The sequence below is a fragment of the Parabacteroides sp. AF27-14 genome, from assembly GCF_003635425.1.
In the GTDB taxonomy this organism is placed as follows: Bacteria; Bacteroidota; Bacteroidia; order Bacteroidales; family Tannerellaceae; genus Parabacteroides; species Parabacteroides distasonis.
This window is the reverse complement of the sequence record NZ_QTLZ01000037.1, coordinates 1-23,230: the sequence shown is the minus strand read 5'-3', so window position 1 is coordinate 23,230 and position 23,230 is coordinate 1. Positions and strand designations below refer to the sequence as shown.

Annotated in this window: 33 protein-coding genes and 1 pseudogene; 15 read left to right on the top strand and 19 right to left on the bottom strand. The window is 36.2% G+C overall.

All coding sequences use genetic code 11. The features are described 5' to 3' along the window. Positions 1-166: 166 nt before the first annotated feature. The 7 genes from DWY79_RS21420 to DWY79_RS21390 form a co-directional block, all read right to left on the bottom strand. Positions 167-964, bottom strand: coding sequence for a DUF1080 domain-containing protein (locus DWY79_RS21420; RefSeq protein ID WP_008772537.1), 798 nt, complete (start codon positions 962-964; stop codon positions 167-169). Positions 965-1,051: 87 nt separating this feature from the next. Continuing rightward, on the bottom strand, positions 1,052-1,516 hold the full coding sequence (gene queF, locus DWY79_RS21415) for a preQ(1) synthase (RefSeq protein WP_005868655.1): 465 nt from the start codon (positions 1,514-1,516) through the stop codon (positions 1,052-1,054). Positions 1,517-1,525: 9 nt separating this feature from the next. Further along, positions 1,526-2,200 (bottom strand): 7-cyano-7-deazaguanine synthase QueC, encoded by a 675-nt coding sequence (gene queC, locus DWY79_RS21410; RefSeq protein ID WP_005858432.1) that lies wholly within the window; start codon positions 2,198-2,200, stop codon positions 1,526-1,528. 77 nt (positions 2,201-2,277) lie between these two features. Beyond that, positions 2,278-3,012 (bottom strand): bifunctional 2-polyprenyl-6-hydroxyphenol methylase/3-demethylubiquinol 3-O-methyltransferase UbiG, encoded by a 735-nt coding sequence (locus DWY79_RS21405; RefSeq protein ID WP_122370389.1) that lies wholly within the window; start codon positions 3,010-3,012, stop codon positions 2,278-2,280. Positions 3,013-3,047: 35 nt separating this feature from the next. Further along, positions 3,048-3,410, bottom strand: a complete 363-nt coding sequence (locus DWY79_RS21400) for a VOC family protein (RefSeq protein WP_005858428.1) — start codon at positions 3,408-3,410, stop codon at positions 3,048-3,050. Positions 3,411-3,508: 98 nt separating this feature from the next. After that, entirely contained in the window at positions 3,509-4,315 is an 807-nt protein-coding gene (locus tag DWY79_RS21395; RefSeq protein WP_122370387.1) for a helix-turn-helix domain-containing protein, read from the bottom strand. Positions 4,316-4,415: 100 nt separating this feature from the next. After that, a complete protein-coding gene (locus tag DWY79_RS21390) occupies positions 4,416-4,889 on the bottom strand; it encodes an Lrp/AsnC family transcriptional regulator (protein ID WP_009276097.1) in 474 nt (157 codons plus the stop codon). A 163-nt stretch (positions 4,890-5,052) separates the two neighbouring features. On the opposite strand from DWY79_RS21390, the gene DWY79_RS21385 reads away from it, so the two are divergent. Next, positions 5,053-5,925: a DMT family transporter gene (locus DWY79_RS21385; protein WP_005858422.1), complete on the top strand. Its 873-nt coding sequence runs from the start codon at positions 5,053-5,055 to the stop codon at positions 5,923-5,925. A gap of 923 nt (positions 5,926-6,848) precedes the next feature. Here the strand turns inward: DWY79_RS21385 and DWY79_RS21380 are convergent. The 11 genes from DWY79_RS21380 to DWY79_RS21330 all read right to left on the bottom strand — a co-directional run bounded on the left by DWY79_RS21380 (position 6,849) and on the right by DWY79_RS21330 (position 14,930). Continuing rightward, positions 6,849-7,436: an SLATT domain-containing protein gene (locus tag DWY79_RS21380; protein WP_122370385.1), complete on the bottom strand. Its 588-nt coding sequence runs from the start codon at positions 7,434-7,436 to the stop codon at positions 6,849-6,851. An 11-nt stretch (positions 7,437-7,447) separates the two neighbouring features. Beyond that, positions 7,448-8,950, bottom strand: a complete 1,503-nt coding sequence (locus tag DWY79_RS21375) for a reverse transcriptase/maturase family protein (RefSeq protein ID WP_122370383.1) — start codon at positions 8,948-8,950, stop codon at positions 7,448-7,450. Between the two features lie 117 nt (positions 8,951-9,067). Continuing rightward, positions 9,068-9,988 carry a DUF5712 family protein gene (locus DWY79_RS21370; RefSeq protein ID WP_122370381.1) on the bottom strand — a complete coding sequence of 307 codons (921 nt, stop codon included), beginning with the start codon at positions 9,986-9,988 and terminating at the stop codon, positions 9,068-9,070. Between the two features lie 4 nt (positions 9,989-9,992). Continuing rightward, positions 9,993-10,577 (bottom strand): BfmA/BtgA family mobilization protein, encoded by a 585-nt coding sequence (locus DWY79_RS21365; RefSeq protein ID WP_122370379.1) that lies wholly within the window; start codon positions 10,575-10,577, stop codon positions 9,993-9,995. A 284-nt stretch (positions 10,578-10,861) separates the two neighbouring features. Continuing rightward, positions 10,862-11,194 (bottom strand): helix-turn-helix domain-containing protein, encoded by a 333-nt coding sequence (locus DWY79_RS21360; protein WP_118034144.1) that lies wholly within the window; start codon positions 11,192-11,194, stop codon positions 10,862-10,864. A 155-nt stretch (positions 11,195-11,349) separates the two neighbouring features. Then, the gene (locus DWY79_RS21355; RefSeq protein ID WP_118034145.1) at positions 11,350-11,730 is read right to left on the bottom strand and encodes a hypothetical protein; all 381 of its coding nucleotides are present in this window, start codon (positions 11,728-11,730) and stop codon (positions 11,350-11,352) included. A gap of 19 nt (positions 11,731-11,749) precedes the next feature. Next, positions 11,750-11,977, bottom strand: a complete 228-nt coding sequence (locus DWY79_RS21350; RefSeq protein ID WP_118034153.1) for a hypothetical protein — start codon at positions 11,975-11,977, stop codon at positions 11,750-11,752. A gap of 82 nt (positions 11,978-12,059) precedes the next feature. Next, on the bottom strand, positions 12,060-12,584 hold the full coding sequence (locus DWY79_RS21345) for a hypothetical protein (RefSeq protein WP_122370377.1): 525 nt from the start codon (positions 12,582-12,584) through the stop codon (positions 12,060-12,062). Continuing rightward, the gene (locus DWY79_RS21340; RefSeq protein WP_122370375.1) at positions 12,581-13,303 is read right to left on the bottom strand and encodes a hypothetical protein; all 723 of its coding nucleotides are present in this window, start codon (positions 13,301-13,303) and stop codon (positions 12,581-12,583) included. The genes DWY79_RS21345 and DWY79_RS21340 overlap by 4 nt, the downstream gene beginning before the upstream one ends. A 66-nt stretch (positions 13,304-13,369) precedes the next feature. Next, entirely contained in the window at positions 13,370-14,326 is a 957-nt protein-coding gene (locus DWY79_RS21335) for a nitroreductase (RefSeq protein ID WP_122370373.1), read from the bottom strand. Beyond that, positions 14,316-14,930: a TetR/AcrR family transcriptional regulator gene (locus DWY79_RS21330; RefSeq protein WP_122370371.1), complete on the bottom strand. Its 615-nt coding sequence runs from the start codon at positions 14,928-14,930 to the stop codon at positions 14,316-14,318. Before DWY79_RS21330 ends, DWY79_RS21335 begins: the two co-directional genes overlap by 11 nt. A gap of 223 nt (positions 14,931-15,153) precedes the next feature. On the opposite strand from DWY79_RS21330, the gene DWY79_RS21325 reads away from it, so the two are divergent. From DWY79_RS21325 to DWY79_RS21300, 5 genes are all read left to right on the top strand, one after another. Then, positions 15,154-15,468: a helix-turn-helix domain-containing protein gene (locus tag DWY79_RS21325; RefSeq protein ID WP_122370369.1), complete on the top strand. Its 315-nt coding sequence runs from the start codon at positions 15,154-15,156 to the stop codon at positions 15,466-15,468. Next, the gene (locus DWY79_RS21320) at positions 15,455-15,748 is read left to right on the top strand and encodes a DUF3876 domain-containing protein (RefSeq protein ID WP_122370366.1); all 294 of its coding nucleotides are present in this window, start codon (positions 15,455-15,457) and stop codon (positions 15,746-15,748) included. The genes DWY79_RS21325 and DWY79_RS21320 overlap by 14 nt, the downstream gene beginning before the upstream one ends. Positions 15,749-15,829: 81 nt before the next feature. Further along, positions 15,830-16,123 (top strand): helix-turn-helix domain-containing protein, encoded by a 294-nt coding sequence (locus DWY79_RS21315; protein ID WP_122370364.1) that lies wholly within the window; start codon positions 15,830-15,832, stop codon positions 16,121-16,123. 259 nt (positions 16,124-16,382) lie between these two features. Beyond that, positions 16,383-16,679 carry a helix-turn-helix domain-containing protein gene (locus DWY79_RS21305; protein ID WP_122370362.1) on the top strand — a complete coding sequence of 99 codons (297 nt, stop codon included), beginning with the start codon at positions 16,383-16,385 and terminating at the stop codon, positions 16,677-16,679. Positions 16,680-16,685: 6 nt separating this feature from the next. After that, on the top strand, positions 16,686-16,988 hold the full coding sequence (locus DWY79_RS21300; RefSeq protein WP_122370391.1) for a helix-turn-helix domain-containing protein: 303 nt from the start codon (positions 16,686-16,688) through the stop codon (positions 16,986-16,988). A gap of 65 nt (positions 16,989-17,053) precedes the next feature. Here the strand turns inward: DWY79_RS21300 and DWY79_RS21295 are convergent. Then, positions 17,054-18,280 (bottom strand): annotated as a pseudogene (locus DWY79_RS21295) (site-specific integrase). 722 nt (positions 18,281-19,002) lie between these two features. Here DWY79_RS21295 and DWY79_RS21290 point away from each other — a divergent pair. The 9 genes from DWY79_RS21290 (at position 19,003) to DWY79_RS21250 (ending at position 23,220) form a co-directional block, all read left to right on the top strand. After that, a complete protein-coding gene (locus DWY79_RS21290; protein WP_118399737.1) occupies positions 19,003-19,575 on the top strand; it encodes a Crp/Fnr family transcriptional regulator in 573 nt (190 codons plus the stop codon). Positions 19,576-19,584: 9 nt separating this feature from the next. Next, on the top strand, positions 19,585-20,148 hold the full coding sequence (locus tag DWY79_RS21285; protein WP_118399735.1) for a Crp/Fnr family transcriptional regulator: 564 nt from the start codon (positions 19,585-19,587) through the stop codon (positions 20,146-20,148). A gap of 213 nt (positions 20,149-20,361) precedes the next feature. Further along, positions 20,362-20,883 (top strand): GNAT family N-acetyltransferase, encoded by a 522-nt coding sequence (locus DWY79_RS21280; RefSeq protein WP_182425198.1) that lies wholly within the window; start codon positions 20,362-20,364, stop codon positions 20,881-20,883. 5 nt (positions 20,884-20,888) lie between these two features. Continuing rightward, positions 20,889-21,320, top strand: coding sequence for a GNAT family N-acetyltransferase (locus tag DWY79_RS21275; RefSeq protein ID WP_118399736.1), 432 nt, complete (start codon positions 20,889-20,891; stop codon positions 21,318-21,320). A 30-nt stretch (positions 21,321-21,350) separates the two neighbouring features. Continuing rightward, positions 21,351-21,764, top strand: a complete 414-nt coding sequence (locus tag DWY79_RS21270) for a hypothetical protein (RefSeq protein ID WP_118399733.1) — start codon at positions 21,351-21,353, stop codon at positions 21,762-21,764. A 16-nt stretch (positions 21,765-21,780) separates the two neighbouring features. Continuing rightward, on the top strand, positions 21,781-22,203 hold the full coding sequence (locus DWY79_RS21265; RefSeq protein ID WP_118399732.1) for a hypothetical protein: 423 nt from the start codon (positions 21,781-21,783) through the stop codon (positions 22,201-22,203). Positions 22,204-22,217: 14 nt separating this feature from the next. Continuing rightward, positions 22,218-22,508: a hypothetical protein gene (locus DWY79_RS21260; protein ID WP_118399731.1), complete on the top strand. Its 291-nt coding sequence runs from the start codon at positions 22,218-22,220 to the stop codon at positions 22,506-22,508. Between the two features lie 99 nt (positions 22,509-22,607). Continuing rightward, a complete protein-coding gene (locus DWY79_RS21255; RefSeq protein ID WP_182425196.1) occupies positions 22,608-22,847 on the top strand; it encodes a hypothetical protein in 240 nt (79 codons plus the stop codon). Further along, positions 22,801-23,220 carry an RteC domain-containing protein gene (locus tag DWY79_RS21250; RefSeq protein WP_182425197.1) on the top strand — a complete coding sequence of 140 codons (420 nt, stop codon included), beginning with the start codon at positions 22,801-22,803 and terminating at the stop codon, positions 23,218-23,220. The genes DWY79_RS21255 and DWY79_RS21250 overlap by 47 nt, the downstream gene beginning before the upstream one ends. The last annotated feature ends 10 nt before the right edge of the window (positions 23,221-23,230 follow it).

Here is a 23,230-nt window from a genome sequence, read left to right as displayed (position 1 = left end):
ATTACACATTTTATTGTTATTGAATGTGTCTACCTATATCAGCATAAGACATTTCGTGCTATAGAAAAAAATGTTTCTCTCATATAAAACCAGCCTGTTATTTAACGAAAAAGGGATGAGCTTAATATCAAGTCCATCCCTTCTTATTACAATCAACACGTTTCTCTTATAGCTCACGAATCCAGATATTACGGAAGCTGATCGGCTCGCTAGGATCGCCATGGCTCTGTAGGATGATAGGGCCTGCGCCATGTTTCTTCACTTGTGGGAAACCGATCCACTCTGTCGTACCCAATATCGTCGTATGGTTCTGCAAAACCACGCCGTTCTGGATAACCGTTACGGTTGGATGCGTGCGATAAGAACCATCTTCCTTGAAAGTGGGGGCGGTATAAATGATATCGTACACGTTCCATTCGCCCGGTTTACGCATGGCGTTGGCCAAAGGAATGGATTGTTTGTAGATACTACCCGTCTGGCCGTTCACGTAAGTCGGGTTATTGTAGCAGTCTAACACTTGAACCTCATACATCCCTTGCAGGAAAATACCGCTGTTACCTCTCGACTGGCTCTCTCCAGTGATATTCGTCGGGACCTGCCACTCGATGTGCATCTGGAAATCGTTGAATTTCTGTTTGGTCTGGATATCACCTTTCTTCTTGTTTACGGTAAAAACGCCATCATGTACATCCCATTCGGCCGCACCGCCTTTTACGCTCTCCCAAGCGGAAAGATCCTTGCCGTCAAACAAAACGATAGCGTCGGAAGGAGCCGTGAAACCTCCACCTTTTAAGTCTGTACCCGGAGTGACAACGGGAGGAACCGGTTCGTAAAACTCGGACATCTCATGCGTGATACCGGCATAACCTGTAGGCATCTTGAACTCTTTTTTCTTGTCTTGAGCGACAACGGTAACGCAACCCGCTAAAGCGAAAGCCGCAACTGTAAGCAATCTTTTGTTCATGGTCTAAAATGATTTATTAGTTAGTTAACATTTCTTGCTGCAAATATACCGTTTTTTGCCGAGACTGATAACGATTTGTCAGAAATCTTATTGATTATGATCAAATAATCTTTTCTCGGCCAACTGCTCAAACTTGGTGTTCGGACGACCGTAATTGCAATACGGATAAATACTTATACCGCCTCTCGGTGTGAATATACCAGTAACTTCGATATATTTCGGATCCATTAATTTTATCAAGTCCTTCATGATAATATTCACGCAATCCTCATGAAACGCCCCATGGTTGCGGAAGCTGAATAAGTAAAGCTTCAAGCTCTTGCTCTCTACCATTTTCACGTCGGGGATATAATCGATATGAATCGTAGCGAAATCCGGTTGTCCGGTAATCGGGCAGAGACTGGTGAATTCCGGGCAATTAAACCGTACCCAATAATCATTTCCTTGATGCTTGTTCGTAAATGCCTCCAATACCTCCGGAGCGTAATCCTGTTTATATACGGTAGAGCCACCTAATAAGTGCAACTCTCCTTCTTGTTTTCTCTCGTCCATTTCTTTCATTTACTTTTGATTCTCTTCTTTCCTTTTCAGGTATTTCTCCAATCCGTCCTTGCGAAGTTTGCAAGCGGGGCAATGCCCACATCCCTCAGCCATAACACCGTTATAGCAAGTCAGCGTCTGTGTACGTACTAGATCAAAGACGCCCAGCTCGTCCGACAATTCCCAGACTTCGCTCTTATCCCGGTCCATAAGCGGGGTATGAATTACGAATTGCTCATCCATCGCCAGATTTAATGTTACGTTAAGAGAACGCACGAACGTATCCCGGCAATCCGGATAACCACTATAATCAGCCTCGGAGACACCCGTTACCAAATGATAAATCCCCTTACCACGGGCTAAGATAGCGGCGAAAGTAAGGAATACCATATTACGGCCGGGCACAAACGTATTCGGATAGCTATCCTCCGGCTTCTCTTGATCCATCTCTATGCTCGCATTCGTAAGCGAGCAATTGGGATCTAACTGGCTGATAAGCGATACGTCCAATAACTGAAAAGGTACGTCCGCATCCGCAGCGATCTTTCGAGCGACCTCTATTTCCAAGGAATGTTTCTGTCCGTATGTGAAGCATACGGCCTCTACACGTGAAAAATGCTTCTTCGCCCAGAAAAGGCAAGTTGTGGAATCTTGTCCACCCGAGAAGCATACCAAAGCGGCATCTTGTTGTTTCATATCTTTCTTGTTTTTAATACGTGGTTTAGCAAGCACACGGAAAAGACATCTTTTCAGCCACAAAGATACGCTTTTTTTTAATTCTTTCGAGCGGCGATAAGCAACATCATTGGACGGCGAAGTTCGTCTCGCATCTCGGGAACCGTATCCAGCATCGATTCGTCCGGTTGAGGCTCCACCAGATGGGTGATACAGAAACCCGCCTTGATCAATCCGTTCACGTAAGTCGTAAGTGTCTTATGATATTTGGTTACATCCTCTCCCAAAAAACGAGCATGCCGGACTCCCTCTTGAAAATAATGATCCACCGGCCAATGCGCAGGTTTCCCCTCCGAATCGTAAATCCAATCTTGATTGCCATAAGCAGTAAAAACGGGATGTTCCACAGAGAAGACAAAGACACCCTCTTGCGTTAAACATTTATATACCTCTGTACAAACCTTATCGAACGACTCGAGATAATGGAATGTCAAGGAGCTGATCACGATGTCAAAAGAATTTGGAGCAAAATCAAAATCCTCGATTGCTATTCTTTTATATTCGATCAACGGGGAGGGATTTATCTCCCGTGCCTTGTCTAACATCTTCCCGGAAAGGTCAATGCCTAAAGCGAAGGTCGCCCCTCGCTCTATGGCATATCGACAATGCCAGCCAAAACCACACCCTAAATCCAATACACGCTTTCCGTTAAAATCAGGCAACATCTTCTTTAGCTCATGCCATTCTCCTGCTCCTCTCAGCCCTTGTACAGAGCGAGACATCTGACTGTATTGACCGAAAAAGCGTTCATCATCATACTTATTTTCTTTCATATTATATATTGTAGGGATATCTTGGCCGAAGATACTTATTTTTCGTAGATACCGACATGATTTCCTTCGCTATCTTCTAAAACGGCGAAGTATCCTTTATTTTCCGCTTCAATCTTTGTCTTGGGTATAATAATTTTACCCCCTTTATCCAATACTTTAGATAAAGTGTCCTCGATATCTTGGCTATTAAAATGGATTAAGATACCATCCGGCGAAGGTTGATAACTAGGAGCATAGAACAAAGCCCCAACCACTTCTCCTTGCTCGATAAAACAAGCCATCTTCTCTGTCTCACACTCGAAAACCGATAGTTTTAACCCCAAAATAGTTTCATAGAAATTGATCGCTCGATAAAAGTCTACAGTTGGAATCTCGAAAAAAGCAATTAAATTGTTCATTTTGTTTTCTTTTTATAGTTACTGTTAATGTCCTCGCGAAGACATCACAAAAGTAGAGCGTATCGTATCTATAGGATAGAAGAAAAAGGACATCTTGATCACTCCGAGAAATAATCAGAATAAGGAGCGCATAAGGAAAGATACTCCGTGGGTGTATAGCCGGAAAACAGCTTAAACTCTTTTATCATATGTGACTGATCTGAAAACCCACATTCATAAGCTAATTGAGCGAATGAAATGGATGGATTCTGTTGTACCTTAAATAAAGCCCGTTGCATCCTAACGATACGAAGAAACTCTTTGGGCGTAGCTCCTACATAATCTAAGAAAATGCGGTTGAACTGTTTAGAACTTAGGCATGCGGTTTCAGATAACTCAGAAATATTAGTTTTCGCTTGTTCATTTATTTGATGGAGGACTGCGGATATTCGCTTTAAGTTATATTCATAGCCTTCAAACCTATAAAGACGGTGAATCAAAAACTGCTCGATCAAGCGGATGCAAGTTTTATGATCATCAGCCTCTATCACTTTTCTGGATAATATTGATAATTCCAAATCTTCTATAGCATCCACCGCTATAAGTTCTCCATAAAAGAACTTAAGGGGAAGTTGAAGGATGGCTCTTGCCGCGTACGGCTGAAAAACAACCGTGATCATTTCAATCTTTCCGGCTGACATCACATCTGAAAAGTTGAGGCATTGCCCACAGATGAACGCTTGAGGCTGCGATTCTTTTTTTCCTACTAATAAAAGCCTTTTACCCCTATGAAATACTAATTGTATGCAGCCCGTTGGTAAAGTCCGTTCAGATACAGAAACATCCGCGCCATCTTCCAGTATCCAATAATATCTCACATAAGGAGTTAATATATGAATAGGCTTTATTATTTTAAATGACTGCATCTTATAGAATTTAATTTATCGGGGCAAAGGTAAATAACCCCTAATCAATTCTATAGTAAAAAAGAGACATTTTATATAATACTGCGACATTAAGCTTCAATCAACTATTTTTGGGTATATTCAAAACTGTAGTATGCTTGATTTCATTAAGCACAAAAGAGCTTTGCATCTTCACGATGCCATGAACCTTGGTTAATTTCTCGAACACAAATTGATTATAGGCATCTAAATCCTTAAGAACCACTTTGACAAAGAAATCATAAATACCTCCCGTCGAGTAACATTCCATTATTTCATCGATATTCCGTATTTCTTCTTTGAAGCGTTCGATATGCTCATCATCGTGTACAGCTAAAGATACATTACAGAAAATGATCAAGGGTAATCCTATTTTTTTATTGTCGACCAATGCCACATATCCTTTTATATATCCTTCGTTTTCTAAACGTTTGATTCGTTCGTAAATAGGAGTCTTGGAGATATGAAGTTTCTCAGAAAGCTCTTTTGTATTGATCTTCGCGTCCTTTTGCAAAGAATGAAGAATTTCAATATCTGTCTCATCAAGTAGTGCCATAGTTTTTTTTCCTGTTTTATTTGATTTAATATCCCCGAATTAGAATTATAGAATGCAAAACAGGACAAAAATAGGAAAATTATCGTATTTAAGCTTGACGTATAGGAAAACAATCTTCTTTAAATAACTTTGCAGCAAATAAAAATCTAATTCTAACACAATTATGTTTAAAAGTAAAGATCTTCTGTATCATAGTATCGCCATATTGACAGTCATTATATGGGGAACAACGTTTGTCTCCACAAAAATACTGATTAATACAGGATTATCACCGGTTGAGATATTGTTATACCGTTTCGTGCTTGCGTATTTTTGTATTTTGACTATAGCGCATCGACGGTTGTGGGCTAATTGCGTAAAAGATGAATTCTTATTGTTCTTGTCTGGATTATGTGGTGGTTCCCTATACTTCATAGCGGAGAATACGGCACTGGGCATCACATTGGCTTCCAACGTTTCATTATTGATTTGTACAGCACCGATCATTACAACGGTATTGTCTCACCTATTTTATAAAGAATCTCTTAGGAAAGGACTGTTATATGGATCTTTAGTTGCCTTATTTGGAGTCGGATTAGTTGTTTTCAACGGCAGTGTTCTTTTAAAAGTAAATCCACTTGGTGATTTTCTCACTTTAGTTGCCGCTACGATGTGGGCTTTTTACTGTCTTATCCTAAAGCGTTTGAGTCGTTCTTATCCCACCTTGTTTATTACACGAAAAGTATTTTTTTATGGGATACTTTCTCTTTTCTTCTATTTTGCGATCTACCCTTTAAATATCAAACTAGAGTTATTGAAACTGCCAGTCGTATATTTAAATATATTATTTCTGGGTGTCATCGCCTCAATGCTTTGTTATATCATGTGGAATACGGCAGTCAGAGCCCTCGGAGCATCAAAAACAGCCAATTATATTTACATTGTCCCTCTGGTCACCTTGATAACTTCTGCGATTTTTCTATCAGAAACTATTACGATAGCTTCTGGTATTGGCGCTTTAGCCATTATTAGTGGAGTTTATATCGCAGAGAGGTAAAAATAAAGAAGGGTTACTCATATGAGTAACCCTTTGATTTTCAGTGGTGCCACCAGCAAGAGAACTTTTATTTTCTCTCTGTTGATTATCACCTGTTTATAGTTTCTTCTATTTGGAAATCCACATGATTTAGCACACGATTATGTTTTATCGTTTTGCATCGCTATAAGAACGATTCTATTTTCAAATATCTCATTTTTTATATATTACTTGGGATTCTCCTAAAGGAGTTGCCACGTTGATATTTAGAACTTTATATTTTTAGATTCAAGCATATCCCATGAATTATCCCACTAATTTGCTACGTGCTTTTGCGGTAGTTTGCTCATGGTAAATACTAAGAGCAAAGATAAGAATTTTCTATTTACTTTTCCAAATAGAATACTTTTTATCTTTACTTTATTATTATGCTACTACTATTGTTTATAAATTATATCACTAAAAATAGTTAGTGATAAAAAATGATTTTGAAAAGGGTAATGGTTTTACAAAGTACTATCTACTTTAAAATTCTTAAGATTGTATCATTTCAATAACTAATCACAAAGGTATGCTTAATTTAATAAAAACAAAAATAGTTTATCGGATTAAGCATTTACAATTTATAGTATTTTATCGTATAGGATTCTCAAACAAGAGTCACTCGCTGATATTCAATGTTTTATATTTTCAAATATACTCTATGATTACCTGCATACTTTCGCAATCTTTTAATCAATAGCACTATGCATACTATTATCCAATCGCTTGCTACAATAATTATTGTTTTAATCTACATTAGAGTAAAAGAAAACGGAGTCACTTTGAATTAATTATCGAATTAATGCTTTAATAAAAGCCTTCAAACCTTATTAGGTAAAAGATTAGTTATATCTATCCGCAAAGATAAATCCATCTTTTTCAAGATGCATAAGTGACCCCGTTTATATTATTACACAAATTGATATTATTGGTATTAGTATAGATATTAAAACAAAAACAGTTCCCCAATTAAAAAAATACCATTGAAGATAATTCTTTACTAATGTAAATTTTTCTACTTTTTCACCACCTTCTATGAGTCCCCTATAATAATCTATAGAAGAATGATTTAAGTTATATTGCTTAATTATTAAATTGTATTTCCTTATAAACTCTTTTTTTTCTTCAATATTAAGAGTTCTATTTTCTTCGATATATAATTGTAGCATATCATTATATTCTGTCAACTCACAACCGCATGCATGATAGTTTTCAGCTTTTTTATCAAATCGAGCCTGAGTTGATAATAAAGATATTACCAATACATAAACAGAAAAAATGATTGTTAGAATAGTAATAAGATTAGATTTATTAGAGTATTCATCTAAAAAAGGAAGTAAATTAACACCAACTATAGAAACAGAGGTTAATGCCATGCTAACGTTGGAAAAATAATAATATCTTTCCATTCTCTTTGCTGCTGCAAATCTAGCTTTCTTTGTTGTCCAGATTTTATCTGATAACTTTTCTAAGAATATTTTATTTCCCATTTTAAAAACATTTATCCACTGACAGAACCATTCATGAAATCAATATCTTTTTCATATGAGCTCAATTCTTTCTGTTTCATTTTCTCATATAAATTAATGATTTGTTCATCAGTATAGGTCTTGCTAATATTAATCAAATTTTTCTTTTCAAGTTCTTTTTTCTTTTTCAATACCGAATCAACAGCATCATAATCGTAGATGTAATTACTGTTATTATAATTATATCTAATTTCAAAAAATGCACGATGTATTGATTTTAAATTACAAGGAACATCTTCTCCAAGAAAAGTAGAGCGACGACAGTATTTTTCTATTATTTTATCAATACGATATAATATAGAATAGTCAGTTATACGAGAATAATATACAATCCATCCATAACGCTTAGAAAGGCTTTTGGCTCCTGTAATTTTTTTATTTAAAGTTTCAATAAAATATTCTTTTAAGCCCTCGTTATCGTTTCTGAAGCAAATTGGACGTAAATCTGACTCATTATATAATTTTTGATATTCTGTAAATATTCCTGCAATACGAGTTAGCAAAAGTGCTATTTTATTTTCTGGAACTGATATAATATTAGGGGTTATCCAATATCCCAAAAACAGAACTCCATTTTTCACTTTACCACATTGGGTTTTGTCCTTGTTTAATAGCAAATGCTTTTTTGATAATATTTTTCTTAATGCAGTCCTCATTTCATTTGCCTTTCTTGGCAATATAATCATTATATCATCAACATATCGTGAATAAAAAGGAACTACTTTATTCATGTATTCATCCATGTCTGATAAATATATTTCTGCCAGTATATTCGATATAGCTAATCCTTGAGGTATACCTTTATGATTAATTGCATTTTCTCTTTCCTTTTTTGGAAAAGATGAACTAAAAGTAGGAGTTTTAATAGCCTTTTCAATCAAAGATATAACTCGTTTATCCTTTATTTTAGTTTTTAAAATTTCTAAAAGTATTGTATGATCTATATTTTCATAGAACCCTTTGATATCAGTTTTTAAAAACTGATATTTAGGATTTTTCTGCATATAGCAAAATATTTCTTCTACTCGATTATTAGGAAGTTTCCTGTTAACATAATCAGCATAAATATCATTTAGATACTCCTTCAATACGATTAATGTTAGCCGATCTCTTACTGTTGCAACTGAAAGAACACGAGGAACCTTTTTAGCACCTTTTGATACTAATTTTTCAAGGTAAAAAGAAAAATTATAGGAATCATTTAAGCATTTTCGTCGTATTATGGCAAACTCAGTATCACTACGAAAAGTTGAAGGAGATATTCCATCAACTCCCTTTGTAGGTTTTACTGATATTTTTGATTCATATAGTAACCTTATATTATTGATATCTAATACTTCTTCAAATGTCATGTGCGTTTCTCTCAAAAATGTAGCCTCAATAAGAACCACATATATTATTGGCATTGAAACTGCTATTGCTTTAGCAAAGATAGGGAATGATTTTATAATTTCCAACACAAAGAATAAAAGCATTTAGTTTATAGGAAGATTATTTCCAAAGAATGTCTTATTTCACACATTTTCCGTAAAATGAAATACTTACCCCTATGCATTTTCTTGCTCCCCGATATGTTACTTAGAAAAAAGGAATTACAACTTATGTACTTTCTTCTTTTTCTTCTGACGTTTCTGTGCCTGCAATTCCTCTAATAAAGTTGCCTTGTGATTATTGCTATCTCTCAAAGAGAAAATAGACAAGAGAGCATCACCCCTACTATCGTACTGCTGATTGTTAGAATGCCTATTTTCTTCCTTGTTGTCAAGGTTACAAGAAATATTATTTTCTTTTTCACTGGCTTGTATTATGTCTTTTTTCTTTTCGCCAGTAAAAATTTGATTCTGTAATTCGAGCTGTTCGGAAATAGAGCCATTCTTCATTGTGTTGTGGTAGTCAAACGATTCGGATTGTTGGCGGTTGTAGCCAAACAGTTTATCAAAGCCCTGTTCTGCTTGTTGAAAGAGATTCACACGGTCGAAGCCTCCTTTTATTACTCCGTTCTTGGTGTTTTTGTGATTGGTAAGCGGTGATAGCTTCTTTTTGTTAGTTTGGTCTTTACGACTCACAATCAAATGACAGTGCATATTCAGTTCGTTATCGGAACGGTTGCGGTCAAAATGGATTTTACCGTAAAACTTTATATCCGTTTCGGATAGCCCTTTATTGAAATTCTTGGCGTATTCAGGAATAAATACTTCCCTGATATACCGTTTCATGGCTTCGGCTTTCTCTTGTTCTGTTCTACCCATTGCCCGGAGCTCCTTTTCCGATGGGCTGACATGGATAGCGAAAAACTTGGCATCCGTTTTCAAGAGTTGCCCGATATTGGTATCTATATCTTTTATAACTTTTGATTTATAGATATTCTCCTCCGTCAGGTTGAAAAAGCCGTCGGTATAGATACCCTGCTGCATCCGTTCCATATCTTCATGCTCCATGTACGAAGCTAATTGTCGGCTACTCCCTGCATTGTTATATGTTCCTGCGGATGGTGGGGCAAAATCTATGTGCATGGCTCTATGTGTTTATCAGATTAATAATTTCTGCCTTTAGGTTCTCTTTCCGTTTACTATCCATTACACCACAAGCTGATAACTCCGAATAGAGTTGTAACAGTTGAAATAACTTCTTATAATCCCGTTGGTGTATCTGATATAGTGCGTTAAGTTGCTTTCCCTGTTGGTTGATTACATCGGCGTGCTTGCCGAACTGTTCACTTACCTTTTGCAGTACGGCTGTTTGTTTCCCCTGATTAGATTCTAACCACGAAAGAATAAGCGTTTCTAACGTCTTGCCGATAGTATCAAATCGAACAGCAATAGAATTGGCGGTTCGTATCATGGGATTTAGTTGTTCTTCCTCGTAATGACGGATGAAGCGGATTATATCGTCCTGCCGTTTATTTATTTTCGCCAGTTCCGATTTTACGGATTTCGGTGCTTCCGATGGGTTGATACACGCTTTATCAATATAGACAAATGCCAAACGAACTATTTCACCTTTTTTCAGCGAATAGCGTTTGCAAAGCTTATCTATTAACTTTCCCGTCTGTCGGTCTATCCCAATGGTGGTAAGGGTGGATATATTATTAGTCTTATCCATGATTATAACTTTTTTATAAGGAATGTGAGATTCATTTAGTTGATTATAAGCGAAATACATTTTCGACTTATAATCACTGTTATAAACGGTTACGAATGTAACCCATTAAAGCCGAAGGCTTTGCCCCGCAGGGCAAGAGGGAGAACAGGACAAAGTCCAGTTCCCTCTTGCTCGATTTAGCGAAACGGGCTGAACCGATAGGTGAAGCAGTTTCTGCTAAATCGGGGTGGTAGCACAGAGAAATAGCCTAAACACAGACTTCTTTCTCTTGCTACCTTTTGCTTTCAAGGCTGATTCTCTAATTGATTGGCTTTTTCAAACTGTTTGTAGGTTTGGAAATCGGCACGTTCACGAACGAAAGACCGAATATCACCAGCACGATAATAAGTTTTCTTTCCGATGGTGAAGAAAGGTAGTTGACCGCTTACCCTATAACGTTGAAGAGTTCGGAAAGATACTTTCAGAAGAAAGGCTAAATCCTGATTATCGAGTATCTTTTCATTATCATCTAATACTTTATCAGTATTGATTAGGGATTTTAAGTCTTTCCCTATTTCAGTAAGTTTCTTGGATAGCCTCTCCATCCATTTCTCAAAGTTTTCGTTGTCTATATACATTTTGCTTCATTTTTTAGTGATACATCATGAATGTCAATCGATTGATGATGCAAAAATCGGTAGAATGGAGAATCAGAAAAAGAGGAGTAGTTACCTACTCCCCTGAAAATAAAATTCAAATAGTTATAAATGAGTGGAATATAAAAACATTTTGTCTAATGTTTGTTAGCTCGTTTACGGGCTTCTTTGTTAATTGCATTCTTTAAGGCATCTAATGTTTTGGTCAGATTGAATGGTTTACGCATAAAAATAGCATCCAGTTTATCGTATATACTTCCAAATCTTAAATTGAAAAGGACTTCAAAACCGTGAGCTAAACGAACTAATGGGACGGGCTTTCCGTCTTTTCCGACTACTTCGCCTAAAAAGGATAATCCTATTACTATTTCAGCAATACCAATAATCCCCAAGTCCTTTGACTTAGGGATTACATATAGATCTGATTCGAATGTTGGTGAGGTGGGAGAATCAAATGATTCAGGATGCTTAATTTTTAGACTTAATAGTTCCAATTCTACATTGATAATAGCCAGCACTTTGTGCAGATAAGAATTTTTAAGCGCATTTTTCCCCCTGCCCGTACTGATATAGCTCTTTTAAGGGTGCTATCTCAATACGAGTGAGATTCAGCATCCGAAAGATATTGGAGTTATCTTTTGAACTGCCAATTGTTGCTATGCACCTGATAAATTCGTCATAAGCGTCTTGCATTTCTGTGTCAGTTACTTTTTGTGAGGAATCAGTCAATAAGATGATAATCCTCGTTTTTGATAAATCATTCATAGGCATGAGTGTTTAATAATTAATGAGTATTAATAATCAGACCAAAGTCTGTTACATGTTGCTGAATGATTTCTTTATGTCTTTAAAACATGAATCCAATCTTTATTGAAATAGCATGATGGCTTAACTTCTCTGCAAACTCAGCTGTAAACAATGATTGTTTTTGCGTTTTCAGCCGTTCAAGTTTCTGGGATTCATATCCTAAAGTCAAGAATAACTTCTTACTTTTACAAATTGAATATTCTACCCCAACAGACGGATTCAAATAAAAACCTCCATTAGCATTTTTATCCGGTGCAAAACTATATCCAACGCCACATTCTATATAAGGAGTGAATTTTCTAGGCTTTATGATTAACAATTTTGCATCGGCAAATAGCGGAATCAGAGTTTTCTCATAAATAGATAATCCTGTCCCGATACCGACCGATAGCCGTTTGTTGATAGCATAATAGCCAAGAGCTTGCCACGTAAACGGAGTGGTTGCCGGCTCGTTCATGTCAATCCCTGTTCCTACACTTGTAGCAAAAGTGAAGCGTTCTGTTTGTTGCGCTGTTGCAATAGCAGTAGCGCAACAAACTATAATAAGTAGAATAATCTTTTTCATTGAATAATTACAGTTATACGTTTCACAATATGTAAAGCAGTTGTCAGCCCCGATGTATCTTTATTGACTTCTCCGGAACTACCGTCAGGGCTGCTATGCCCCATCAGATTTGCTTCAAATGATTTTTCACTTTTCGATAAATCTACATTGGCAGCGTATACGATTGCAGGTTGTCCGCTTCCTTCTTTACCTCCTGAATAGTTGGCTTCTCCATCTTTGGCTGATTTAGGGAAGGCTTCATTGAAATCAGTGGAATGATTTATTTCTATTTTTACTACGAACTTCTTTAATGCTGTTGCCGGATTTAGTTTAATATCAAAGCTTTCGTGTGGGGTCGCTCCTGATATGCCATCTATTAATGGCTCTTTCTTTGTTGGCAAATAAAGTCCATCATCGTATTTAACTCCACGTGAATAACACCAATGAGGTAGAGCTTCTTTTCGTCGGTTTCCTCCCGATGCTTGCCAAGATTGAGTGGCGATTTTATGAGTTACATAAACCGTTGAAAGATAATTTCCTTGTGTATCTTCCAACCAAATAGCAATTTGCGGTGGATTCTTTTTATTAATACCCAAAAACAAAGGAAAATCATGCAGCCATTGTTCACCCTGCTCTATGCAGATTTTTACATCTCCTTTCTCATACTCAATTAGTTCCTTTTGGCAGGAACAAAGGCTAATGAGCCATAAATAAATGAATGTCAATCCCATTTTCTTCATGTTAGTTTTATTAAATTGTTATTATATCATTTGTTACTTATCGGGAACATTGCAAGCAAAAAAAGATTATCTTAATAATGTTTCAATATTCTTACGAGGAGAATAGGGCACTGGATTGGCATAACCTATTCTCAATATCAAGGTAGGATATTCCTTATTAATAGGTAACTCTTTTCGTAGAGCAATCGACAATGTGGTAACTTCACATGGTTGGTTCAGGAAAGCGTAAGAAATTCCTATTTCACTAGTTTTTAATAAAAAGCGTTGAAGGCTTCTCCCTAAATTAAGCCATTCTTCAATGGTATTATTCTGCGTGGTATATATAACGAAATGTGAGGAAGAACCGATTTTCTTCCTATCCGATTTATTTTGCATATTGGATTTTAGGAATAAGCGAACTATGGGGCGTGCAAATATTCCGGGCAATGGCGGGTTTCCGAAAACGAGATAACTTAATCCGTTTTGTGTCTCTGTAACCTGTTTCTTATTAAATCTCATCCACGAAAGTAATTCATTTTTAAAAGCAGCATCATTCATCTGAATTTCATTCCCTTTCAGTATGTACTTGATAATTGTGTCGGCAAATGGTGTACCTATTTCGGCAAAGTAGAATTGAACAGCATCTTCTTTTTGAATGGATTGAAGCTGTTGCAGCATTTCATTCGATACTTTATTACCATTATAGACACTACGGTTTGTTTGCCGTTTTTCTATTTGATGGAATAGAGGATTTTCAACCATGAGGTCATTCTTTGTTAATTCAAGAATGATTCCTTTGATGCTATATTCAACTATTTGAGTTGTATAGCCGAAATGGTTAGCCGCAATACATAGGTTTTCGACTGCACAACCTAAACTAATGAATAACTCCCGGTTATTTCCATCAACGACAGGTAATGCAACCTCGAAGTTTGGAATAACCGTAATTGTATTATCAGCAATGTGAAATTTCCAAGGTTGCGTGTTATGTCCCGAAGGAGCCTTAGAAGCATAGCTGGCTATTTGTATGAAATCAGTATTCATTTTGAAATATCTTATTGATAAAGACCTCAATTCCTTCGTTTATTTGTTCCCAACCGGAGTTTTCATTTAGGGGGATGCCGTTATATACCGGACAGAAATCTTCCAGCATCACCAGATAAGTAATAGATGCAGTCAAGAGGGAAGCCATTACCGCTATCTCCTTTTGCGGATGTCCTGTTAGTTCACTCACTTTTTTAATAAGGTCTATTCCAACTTTTTCCCGCTGCTCTCTTAGCTTTACGATCATATCATTATTGCAAGATAGTTCCCAGCGATAAAGCCTTTTTAAAGTAGGATTATTCCTTAATTGCTCAATCTGTCCTTGAAACATACCTTTCACGAATGCAGGTAGTTCTTTACGGCTGGGATATTCAAGTGGGAAATTGAGCCAAAAATCATGTTGCCGTATGTAAGCAGCCATAAGTCCCTCTACCGAACCAAAATAGCGGTATATCAATATCTTTGAAACACTTGATTGGGTAGCTATAGCGTTAATGCCGATTTTCTCGAAGCCATCTTCGGCAATCATTTTACCGATAGTATCCAGCAACCGTTTTTCAGTAGCTTCCCGATCTCTTTCGCCTGTTGTGCTTTTTCCTGCCATTTTATATATTGTTACTATTTGGGAACAAATATATGTTACTTATCGGAAACATACAAATAATCTGCTTGGTAAATTTGCAGTGGTAGAAAGTTTTTTACTATCAAGCCAATGCTGAACTTACTATGCCATCCATAGACAGTTTTTAAAACGGCTCTTGATTCTTCTTTCATTTGCCGATGAAAATAGAATCAACGTGTTTTATAAACCATTAAAAATTAGAAGTATGGAAGTAGTAACCATCGAAGGAAGAACATTTTCGTATGTCTGCGAACGGTTCATGGAGTTTGCCAAACGGATAGAAAGTTTGTGCAGCACTCATACACAGAAAGTAGAAAATTGGCTGGATAGTCAGGAAGTGTGCCTGTTGTTGGGCTTTAGCAAACGAACGTTACAGTATTACCGGAGTAACGGAAGATTGTCTTATTCTCAAATAGGCAGTAAGATTTATTATAAATTTGCTGATATTGAAAGAATTATTGCGGACAGTGAAACACTGAATCAATCACCCAAACAAACCATGCCTTATGAAAAGAACTAAAGAAGATTATCCGTCCTTCAATTTGTTTTCTATTGTCGGCACATGGGAAAGCATTAATCTGAATCCTACGGTTATTATCTACCGGAACGACAAAGATTATCTTCTTTCTATTATATATGTATCGGAAACCACCAAACAGGCTTCTCCTGCTACGTATGAGATACAAAAAGATGGTAGCCAGTATTTTATTGTCACTGCATCCAAACGGCTCTATATAGATTATGATCCGGCAAAAGATGTACTTAGCATTTCATCACTAGGTGACTATCTGCGTAACTAATTAATCAGACTGCTAATCATATAACTGATTAGCCATCTGGAAATCTTGAAATCAATATTTCAATAAAACAATCTTTCAATCATGGAACTAATAAATAAAGATACACCACAAGTCAAAGAATTTATTTCTTTGCTCGATTCAATGCTGAACGGCATTGAAATTATAGTAAAGCACTACAAGCCCCACTTGAACGGAGAACGTTTTCTTTCTAACCATGAAGTTTCCAAGAAGCTGAATGTCAGTTTGCGAACCCTACAAGAATGGCGAGATACAGGATTAATACCCTTTATCCAGATAAAAGGTAAAATCATCTACCGCCAAAGTGATATTGATAAGCTACTCCAAAAACACGACTTTGAAAGTTGGAAAGAATAACCTACCACTCTCAAAAACATTGTTTTTCGGAATTTAATTTGAATCATTGACTTTTCCAGTGAAGTATTTAGTCTGTGCAAGTCTTTAGATGAAAATACGCTCGAACATAGTGAGAGGAAGATTTTCTTCTAAACCGAAGGCTTGGACTTGAACAGGCTAAATACAGAACTTATCTTTGTCAATGCTTCATATTGAGTTCTGAAAAACTTACTTTAAAAGAAAAGGATTGAGAAAATGAATTTTGAAAAGTAATTTATATATGGATATAGTAGCAATAGAAAGAGTTTCCTTCGATTCTTTTAGAAAGAAGCTGAAACAGATTATATCATTAGCAGATAATACTTTTTTATCTTCTTCTGATATGTGTATTGAGAAAGAATGGATAGAGGGCAAGACATTGGCAGCTTCCTTAAATATTTCTTTGAGAACATTACAGTCTCTACGGGAGAGTGGCAAACTTTCTTTTTCGACAGTTGGCAAGAAAGTATATTATAAGGTTGCCGAAGTACAAAAATTATTGGATTCAGGTAGAATAAAAGTAACCATTAAAGAATAATTGCTTGTGGATTTGTACACGAATGAGGATAGCCAAGAATTATTGCAATCGTTAGATAGGGCTTTGCCTTATATAGAATATGCATTGAAGAATAATAAGCCCATGTTTGAGGGTGAACGGTATCTGACAAGCGAAGAACTTTGTTCTATTCTCAAAATCAGCCGTAGGACTTTACAGTATTATCGGGATGATGGTATTTTCCCTTTTATTCAACTTCCGGGCAAAGTGCTGTTTCGTGAATCGGATATAAAGAAGGTTTTGGAAGATAGGTTTCGTTCTGCCTATAATATAGAAGATTATTCTCTTTAGCTTTTAATATAATGAAGATAGATAAACGGCTACCGTCTGAATGGATTGGGTAGCCGTTTTCATCTTTAGGTGGTTTTAGTAGAGAAGTTCTCCCGTACGTTCTGCATATCTCGGAGAATACTCTGATCTAATACTTTTGCGTACCGTTGTGTCATTTTCGTATTGGTATGACCGAGCATCTTAGATACATTTTCCAATGAAACATTGTTAGCTAGCGTAACGACAGTCGAAAAAGTATGACGCCCTGTATGAGTGGTCAGGTTCTTCTTAATTCCGCAGAAATCAGCTATTTCCTTCAAATAACTGTTTGCCTTTTAATTGCATGGAACGGGTAATAATGTACCTTTCTTTTCGCAAATCGGATAGCCTTTGTATTTATCCAATATAGCTAACGGAATATCCAAGAGTGGAATGTTACACATGATTTTTGTCTTTTGGCGAGCCTTTCTTATCCAGATGTTACCTTCATTATCTGTTACTAAATGTTCAGGCTTCAATTCCGATACATCTATGAACGCTAACCCAGTCCAGCACTGAAATAAGAAAATATCACGTACCAATTCCAGACGTGGTACATTGAAAACTTTAGTTCGCAAAATCTCTAATTCTTCTTTGGTTAGAAACTCCTTGTGTACTTCCTGCTCATGAAAATGGATATTCATAAACGGATTCTTATCTATCCAGTCGTTTGCAAGAGCCATGTTAGTAATCTTCTTGACTACTTTCATGTAGCGGATAACGGTATTCTCTTGCAGATTCTTTTTTGATTTCAAGAAATGAATATAATCTTGAATGATGGCATTATTTATTTCTTTCATCGGAATATCCTTTAGATGGTACTGTTTTAGAAGCATTTCTTTAAAATACTTCAAGCATGTATCAAAACGGGAGACAGTGACCTTTGCGTAATCCTTGCCGATCAGTTCCCTGCATTTGTCGTTATGTTCTTGGAATACTTCAAAGAACATCTTATGCTTTTCATCCAGTCCGAGAAAACGTCTTTTAATCTCCATCGGATTAATAAGTTTGTTTTCATCTTCCAAAGTCCGATGAATCTCATACAAGCGTAATTTTATCGATTCCAAATAACGGTTTACTTCTACTGATTTAGAATCCTTACCTGTACATCGTTCTTTGGCTTGTGACCAAAGTTCAGGCTTAACGGTTCTTTTTAGCTGCATTTCAGCTAATTGACCTTGAATAGTTATCCGCAACATGATAGGTGTTTCACCTGATTTTACTGTTCTTGTTTTGCGGATGAAGAACAGCACGTTGAAAGTCTGTCGTTTCATACTCTAAAAATTAATGTTTAAAGTTACTGAATCGTGCAGAATAGCAAGAATCAAACGATAAGACAATCAACGACTTACGGTACAATTCGTGGACATTTTTTTCGAGACTAAAATTGTCCACGATTTAGCACTACGGAAGTGCGTTATTTTGCCAAAAATATGCGGATTAGGAGAAAAAGAAAATCCCTGAAATGTTTAATTTTCAGGGATTTACCAAATTAGAAGTCTTTTAAAAGTGGTGCCACCAGCAACCGAAAATCGGTTTATATGACACTATCTCTCAATAAGTTATATCTTTATTACGATGTTAGTCCCTTGAATAAGGTTTTCACAACTTTGCACCGTTCAACACAATTTTGTGTCTTAGGTTCGATTTCTGCGTGCAAAGGTAGATATTTATTTGGAATTATCAAATCTCCAAGAAGTTTTTTTAGCATTTATATATTTTCAAATGCTACATTCTCGTTTTCGTAAAACGAAAACAAGAATATTATCTATTGAATAACAGATATTTATATGAAGTGTATAGAATAATGGGTAACGATATAGAAACGAGCGAAATTCTTTTATTTGCCTTATGTTTCTACTGTTCAATACTCTGCTACAAAAATAGTTATATACCTTTAAATGCCAATAATGTCTTTGTAAAACTGTAATAAATTTGTAGTTTTGTCTAAAGCATGAGATTAGTAAAAATATCATTTCCTGAAAATATCAAGTATATGGAGAACTTCAATGTACAATTCAGCAAGCATTCTCGGTTGGAATTATTAAAACATTTTTTTGAAGAACATGGTACTTATATTGAACTCAAAAAGGGAGAACAATTTTCTGTTCAGGGTAAAATGAACCGCCGGGGGGCTTATATTGAAAACGGCTTATTGAAGTATACTCATGTGGATGAAAGAGGAAATATACATATAGTAGGATATACCTTTTCAAATGAATTTACAGGGAGTTTGTGCACACTTATAAATCCCAACCAGCCGTCATTAGTCACCATTGAGGCTGTTTGTGATTCAAAGATTTACTATCTACCGTATTCAAAGTTAGAGGATTTTTTTGCCACAAATGCCGAGACTGTACAAATAAAGTGCACCCTTGTCGAACAATCCTACTCGTTAATGTATCATAGATTATTGGATATGTATTGTAAAACTACGGAAGAACTTTATCTTGATTTATTGAATAGATGTCCCGACATTCAAGAGTTTATTACGTTGAAAGAAGTGGCTTCTTTCTTACATGTCACACCGGAAACAATCAGTCGCATACGCCGTAAACTGAACAAATAGCTTACAATAATGAAAGAATTTAACTCATACCTCAACAATTTGGACTATTCCCTTTTAAAAGATTTATTTGCGAGAAAAGGGATATTGCGTACTTACCATAAGAAAGATTTCTTTATCCGGCAAAATGAGGTGGAACGTTTTGCTGGATGGGTACAACATGGCACATTTCAATATACGCATATTGACGAAGAAGGAGAAGAACACATTGTAGGATATGCTTTTACCGATGAATTTGTATGTGACTATTCTTCTTTTATGAAAAGTAGTCTGTCGGCTGTGAGTATTCAAGCGTTAACAGACTGTTCTGTTTATGAAATATCACGCCATGATATTATAGAATGTTGGGAAACGAATATGGAAACTCAACGATTAGGAAGATATGTAGCTGAAAATCTATATGAAATGGTGTATGAACGATTGCTCGATTCGTATTGTACACCTGAAATACGATATCAAAGACTAATGAAACGTTGTCCTGACCTTAAAGATACTGTACCCTTGAAAAGTATAGCTTCTTTCTTAGGGGTTACTCCTGAAACAGTTAGTCGCATACGCCGCAAACTGGAGAAATAGCCAATCTTTTAACATCCATTATACCGGGGTCTTGACAATTGTCAAGACCTTTTTTCTTTATTCTTCCGTTCTTTGCCACTTTAAGAAATCAATGTTCAATCACTTAAAACAGCAACAACATGAAGAAGAAAATTACTTTTCGCATGATGTTTTCCATAGTCACAATATATTTCATGCAGCAAATTTATAATGGTAAATGAATTGGATAAAGAAATGGATATAGATAAATATAAAATAAGAAATTGGGCTAAAGAAGACTTCCCTGCTTTAGCTAAATATCTTAATAATAAAAAGATATGGGATAATTGTCGTGATAGCCTACCATATCCTTATTCTGAAAACGATGCGCAACAGTTCATCCAGTTCGTTTCAAATCAAAACGAACAAAATAATTATTGTGTCGAAGTAAATCAGGAAGCAGCTGGTAATATAAGTTTCGCTCGTGGCATTGACGTGGAACGCTACAATGCTGAATTAGGGTATTGGCTTGCCGAACCTTATTGGGGTAAAGGGATTATGACTCAAATATTAGTACTTGCTATTAGTGGCTATTTTTCCCATACAGATGTGATACGTATTTATGCAAATGTTTATGCTGATAATATATCATCAATGAGAGTATTAGAGAAAATAGGCTTTCGTAAATGTGGCATACATTGTAATGCCTATTTCAAAAATGGAAAATTTTTAGATTGCCATTATTATGAATTGCTAAAATCTGATTTTAGAATATGAATATTATGATATGCAAATTAACACAAGAAGAATATAACAATGCTGCTGATTTGTCCTATCAAGTATGTATGGAATGTGGCAGGAATGATTTCACCCAAGAAGGTATTGAAACCTTTAAAAGTTTCGTGTATGACACATCGATGATGAATACGCTTGACATATATGGCGCTTTTGACAATCATTTATTGATAGGAATAATCGGTGTACATCGGGAAAGGCAACATATATCCCTTTTCTTTGTCTTGTCACACTATCATCGGCAAGGAATAGGAAAATCATTATTTGATTATATGATGAACAATTGTAATTTTACTTATATAACAGTTAATTCTTCAACCTATGCAGAAACTTTTTATACATCTTTAGGCTTCAAAAAAGTGGGTGAAAAAGAGCTTAATAAAGGTATTGTTAGTATCCCTATGGAGAGAAATATATAATTATTGTCAATCACTTAAAATAGAAATAAGATGAAAAAGAAAATTACTTTATGTATGGTGCTTTCCACATTCATTATTTGCGCCATTTTATGTCTGACAAATTGTAGTAACGACGATGCCCCTACTTCTGTCTTCACCCCCGAAGCCCTGAAACAAACTACTTGGCAAGCGCAAATGACCGTGTACAATATCGAAGATGAGATAGACTACACAAAACAATCCATTCTTCAGTTTTCCAACGAATCAGAAGGCATTTATACAAGAACGAACGAATCAGACGGATATATGTGGAACACAGATTTTACTTACCAAGTAAATGGAAAAATCATCACGTTCGACAACATAGCAGGTCCATGGACGGTGCTGGAATACACAGGAACACACCTCGTAATGGAAGCCTATAATCCCAATAAAATGGTGTGGACGTTGGAGAAGATGTATTAACCTAAAAATAGCGGATATGAAGATTTCAACAATTCTCTTTGTCTGCCTACTAATGGCAGCTTGTATGCGGACAAAATCCTTTCACCGGATAAACGGCTGGTACTACGTAACATCACAGACTACAGACAGCCTTTCACAAACACCTTTCCTTACTGTTAAGGATTTCGATACTTTACGTTTGGAAACTGATGCTTTTGGACACTCGGTCATTACCGGTGTCTTCCTCCAAGATAAATTGCCTATATGGAGAGAAGCCACAACAAAGAGTGTAGGAAAGTACATCGCTTTTGTTTTCAATGACACGGTGATAACTGCTCCTCAGGTTAATAGCCCCATAGAAAGCGGATGTTTCCAAATTTCCAATTCGCATGGATATGATTTGGAACGTATCTTTAGGGAATTACAAAAAGAAATTGATACATCAAGGTTTGGACATTAAATATTAACTGGAAAATGGGAACATTAGGTTGTATAAATGATATGCTACAACGGGACAAAGAGAACCGTGAGCTTCGCAAGTTGAATAGAGACAGGATGAAAGAACATCACAAATACCTTGTAGGCAAAGGTAAAAATGCTGATTTATCCAATGTTTCCATTGAAAAGATAGAAGAAATTCGTAAAAAAACCATAGAAAAGGAGCAATCAGACCAAATATATCTGTTTAGGATATATATATTTCTTACAATATGCCTTTTAGTGCTATTTTTATCGGGATTACTTTGCTATAAACTATTTTTCTAAATACCCAAAACATAACAACTTGCGGATTACAATATTATGAATTGAAATAAGCCTTTTCCTAACTCTCGCTAAGGCTTGTTTTTCTATATGAATACATACATGAATCTAATTTTAGAACAGCGATTTTTCCGCTTATTGTCGGAATATTCACAACGTAAAGTTTCTGTATCGGAGTTTACAGAAGCTATTGAAGAGTTGGCTATTCATGTAGCCAATTTTAGCATCAATGAACAGGATTACAACGTTTTACTACGTTATTTTTCCTTTGGCTTGCACCGTCTTAAATCGTATCGTGTACGGTTTGAGCAAGAAAAAAATGCCCTATCTGCATCTAATTGATGAAGCGATAGGACTTTTGAACACAGAAATTCGTCTTATCGAATGGCGCATCAAGTACCCGGAACAGTTGCAGCAACGCACCAACAAACAAGCCCTTTCCCCTCTCTATCTTGCTGACAAGACAACCCTTATCAACATCATGGAAATGGTAAGCGGTCTGTTCCTCTCCAAAGACATCGTGTATCAGAACGGCAAGCCCGCCTACTTGGTGGACTTGGCGAAAGCCTTTGAATGGCTGTTCAACATCAGGATAGGCGACTGTTACCAAAAACATGAGGACGTGATAAGACGAAAGCCGGGCAAACTGACCGGGTTTCTTAATGGATTGGCAGAACTTATCAAAAAGGAACATGACAAGAAAGGGTACAGATAACCAACGGCTT

What these genes read in the sequence shown, in the direction of transcription:
- DWY79_RS21275 (WP_118399736.1), top strand. Translation starts at nt 20,889, where the DNA reads ATGATATGCAAATTAACACAAGAAGAATATAACAATGCTGCTGATTTG.
- DWY79_RS21330 (WP_122370371.1), bottom strand. Translation starts at nt 14,930, where the DNA reads ATGGCAGGAAAAAGCACAACAGGCGAAAGAGATCGGGAAGCTACTGAA.
- DWY79_RS21255 (WP_182425196.1), top strand. Translation starts at nt 22,608, where the DNA reads ATGAATCTAATTTTAGAACAGCGATTTTTCCGCTTATTGTCGGAATAT.
- DWY79_RS21325 (WP_122370369.1), top strand. Translation starts at nt 15,154, where the DNA reads ATGGAAGTAGTAACCATCGAAGGAAGAACATTTTCGTATGTCTGCGAA.
- DWY79_RS21370 (WP_122370381.1), bottom strand. Translation starts at nt 9,988, where the DNA reads ATGCACATAGATTTTGCCCCACCATCCGCAGGAACATATAACAATGCA.
- DWY79_RS21375 (WP_122370383.1), bottom strand. Translation starts at nt 8,950, where the DNA reads ATGCTTTTATTCTTTGTGTTGGAAATTATAAAATCATTCCCTATCTTT.
- DWY79_RS21280 (WP_182425198.1), top strand. Translation starts at nt 20,362, where the DNA reads ATGGATATAGATAAATATAAAATAAGAAATTGGGCTAAAGAAGACTTC.
- DWY79_RS21265 (WP_118399732.1), top strand. Translation starts at nt 21,781, where the DNA reads ATGAAGATTTCAACAATTCTCTTTGTCTGCCTACTAATGGCAGCTTGT.
- DWY79_RS21315 (WP_122370364.1), top strand. Translation starts at nt 15,830, where the DNA reads ATGGAACTAATAAATAAAGATACACCACAAGTCAAAGAATTTATTTCT.
- DWY79_RS21335 (WP_122370373.1), bottom strand. Translation starts at nt 14,326, where the DNA reads ATGAATACTGATTTCATACAAATAGCCAGCTATGCTTCTAAGGCTCCT.
- DWY79_RS21290 (WP_118399737.1), top strand. Translation starts at nt 19,003, where the DNA reads ATGGAGAACTTCAATGTACAATTCAGCAAGCATTCTCGGTTGGAATTA.
- DWY79_RS21380 (WP_122370385.1), bottom strand. Translation starts at nt 7,436, where the DNA reads ATGGGAAATAAAATATTCTTAGAAAAGTTATCAGATAAAATCTGGACA.
- DWY79_RS21385 (WP_005858422.1), top strand. Translation starts at nt 5,053, where the DNA reads ATGTTTAAAAGTAAAGATCTTCTGTATCATAGTATCGCCATATTGACA.
- DWY79_RS21285 (WP_118399735.1), top strand. Translation starts at nt 19,585, where the DNA reads ATGAAAGAATTTAACTCATACCTCAACAATTTGGACTATTCCCTTTTA.
- queC (WP_005858432.1), bottom strand. Translation starts at nt 2,200, where the DNA reads ATGAAACAACAAGATGCCGCTTTGGTATGCTTCTCGGGTGGACAAGAT.
- queF (WP_005868655.1), bottom strand. Translation starts at nt 1,516, where the DNA reads ATGGACGAGAGAAAACAAGAAGGAGAGTTGCACTTATTAGGTGGCTCT.
- DWY79_RS21305 (WP_122370362.1), top strand. Translation starts at nt 16,383, where the DNA reads ATGGATATAGTAGCAATAGAAAGAGTTTCCTTCGATTCTTTTAGAAAG.
- DWY79_RS21340 (WP_122370375.1), bottom strand. Translation starts at nt 13,303, where the DNA reads ATGAAGAAAATGGGATTGACATTCATTTATTTATGGCTCATTAGCCTT.
- DWY79_RS21420 (WP_008772537.1), bottom strand. Translation starts at nt 964, where the DNA reads ATGAACAAAAGATTGCTTACAGTTGCGGCTTTCGCTTTAGCGGGTTGC.
- DWY79_RS21320 (WP_122370366.1), top strand. Translation starts at nt 15,455, where the DNA reads ATGAAAAGAACTAAAGAAGATTATCCGTCCTTCAATTTGTTTTCTATT.
- DWY79_RS21365 (WP_122370379.1), bottom strand. Translation starts at nt 10,577, where the DNA reads ATGGATAAGACTAATAATATATCCACCCTTACCACCATTGGGATAGAC.
- DWY79_RS21395 (WP_122370387.1), bottom strand. Translation starts at nt 4,315, where the DNA reads ATGCAGTCATTTAAAATAATAAAGCCTATTCATATATTAACTCCTTAT.
- DWY79_RS21350 (WP_118034153.1), bottom strand. Translation starts at nt 11,977, where the DNA reads ATGAATGATTTATCAAAAACGAGGATTATCATCTTATTGACTGATTCC.
- DWY79_RS21270 (WP_118399733.1), top strand. Translation starts at nt 21,351, where the DNA reads ATGAAAAAGAAAATTACTTTATGTATGGTGCTTTCCACATTCATTATT.
- DWY79_RS21360 (WP_118034144.1), bottom strand. Translation starts at nt 11,194, where the DNA reads ATGTATATAGACAACGAAAACTTTGAGAAATGGATGGAGAGGCTATCC.
- DWY79_RS21400 (WP_005858428.1), bottom strand. Translation starts at nt 3,410, where the DNA reads ATGAACAATTTAATTGCTTTTTTCGAGATTCCAACTGTAGACTTTTAT.
- DWY79_RS21405 (WP_122370389.1), bottom strand. Translation starts at nt 3,012, where the DNA reads ATGAAAGAAAATAAGTATGATGATGAACGCTTTTTCGGTCAATACAGT.
- DWY79_RS21260 (WP_118399731.1), top strand. Translation starts at nt 22,218, where the DNA reads ATGGGAACATTAGGTTGTATAAATGATATGCTACAACGGGACAAAGAG.
- DWY79_RS21345 (WP_122370377.1), bottom strand. Translation starts at nt 12,584, where the DNA reads ATGAAAAAGATTATTCTACTTATTATAGTTTGTTGCGCTACTGCTATT.
- DWY79_RS21390 (WP_009276097.1), bottom strand. Translation starts at nt 4,889, where the DNA reads ATGGCACTACTTGATGAGACAGATATTGAAATTCTTCATTCTTTGCAA.